This is a genomic window from Pedobacter petrophilus, assembly GCF_009674725.1.
In the GTDB taxonomy this organism is placed as follows: Bacteria; Bacteroidota; Bacteroidia; order Sphingobacteriales; family Sphingobacteriaceae; genus Pedobacter; species Pedobacter petrophilus.
In genome coordinates this window covers 1-1,586 of sequence record NZ_WKKH01000110.1, presented here as the reverse complement: position 1 = coordinate 1,586, position 1,586 = coordinate 1, and the positions used below count along the sequence as shown (strand labels likewise).

At 39.5% G+C, this 1,586-nt stretch carries 2 pseudogenes; both read right to left on the bottom strand.

From position 1 onward, the window contains the following. Positions 1–257: 257 nt before the first annotated feature. A pseudogene (locus tag GJU39_RS23250) lies at positions 258–506 on the bottom strand (transposase); the annotation flags it as partial. Then, positions 505–1,467, bottom strand: a pseudogene (locus tag GJU39_RS23245) (IS5 family transposase); the annotation flags it as partial. The pseudogenes GJU39_RS23250 and GJU39_RS23245, both read right to left, overlap by 2 nt. Positions 1,468–1,586: the final 119 nt, after the last annotated feature.

Sequence of the window (1,586 nt, the reverse complement as noted above, 5' to 3'; positions counted from 1 at the left end):
TGTATTATTATTTACCGATTACATTGCTGCTTTTCTTTTATATTTGTCATGGCCATTGAGTTTGAACACAAAGTTATTGTAGCTGTCCCAGACTACCTATTGTTCTTTCTCTTTGGCTTTTATTACATGGATACTGTCTCAAAATAAATGAGGCAGCTTTTTTTCTGTAAAATACATCCTGTATGTTATTTGTTTGCTATTGGCTATAATTGAATATTTGTTAGTCAATATGACAAAAGACAGCAAATTGAGCTTTTCTAAGCTGCTTTTTTCCTGATATTTTGTGCTATTGCCAATAATCCCCATTCTATTGCCACTTTATCCTTACCGCGGAGCATAAACCTACGGAACCCGTGGTTCTGTTTAATATTTCCGAAAACGGGTTCAACATCATGACATCGCTGCTTTCGCTTTTCGATGCCCTTTTCACTATTGAGCAGCTGATAGGCCACCTGCTTGTGCCGCATTAGGTTTTCATTAACCTCTATAATCCTGTTTCCCTGAGATGACTGTTTCCCCTACTTTAGCTTTACCCTGGTAGCGTCTATCTACGGTAGCACTTTTCGCTCGCCTGCCGGTTAGTTTTTCATGTTGATCCAGGACAGTTTCCAGGGTATGCCCATCGTATTCATTCCTAAAACCCATTGCACCTACAATTACACCAGTATTTTGGGTGTAAACAATAGAAACCTTGTTTCCAAACTCATATTTCTTATGTTCTTTACCTTTAGAAATACATTTTACATCAGGCTCGTGTAGTGAATATATTTTATTCTTATCTGCTTTTTTTTGAGCCAAAACCCTATTAAATAATTCAATTTCCTCTGCATAAGCACCTTCTGGTAAATTTCGCTCCAACTCCCGAACCATTCTGCCGGCAATGGTTTTTACGCTCTTATCCGCTTTGCGGGCCTTACCCTTGTTTTTGGGATGATTGCGGAAACGCTGGTCGATACCCAGTTTCTTTAAAACGAAAGTATAGCTTTGACGCTGTTTTAAACCACATTTCCTGCTGATGGATTGGCATTTAACAATAATCTTGCGATGTAGTTTAGCATCTGTTGGGTAGGTAATATTTTTTTCCTGAACGGTGGTATCGATACTCACATGTGCTTGTTCCGCATCTTTTCCGTTGATACGGATACTTTCCCTAAAGATAAGTTCAATTCCCTCTTCGCCTATACGCTTGCGGAAATGTACCAGTTCAGATGCCTCACAGGGTACTTTGGGTATAAAGTTTAGCTCCCCACAAAAGTATTGGTAGTAATTGTTTTCCGACCATTGTTCTACCAGATTCTCATCAGAAACATCACGTAGATGTTTCAAGATCAGTAGGCCAACCATTAATCTGATCGGTTTGGCTGGTCTGCCGTTGTCCAAACAGTACAATGGCGCAAAGGCTTCTTCAAAGATAGACCACTTTACCTGCCCAGCTAAAATAAACAAAGGGTGCTTTTGGTTAAGCATAACCGACAGAGACGAATAAAATAAGCTGGGACCATTATCTACTGGATATTCTGGAGCATGTTGACCCCCCAATTATGTTTTCCAATTCCGGTTTACGGTAAAACCATTTAAAGCTTTTA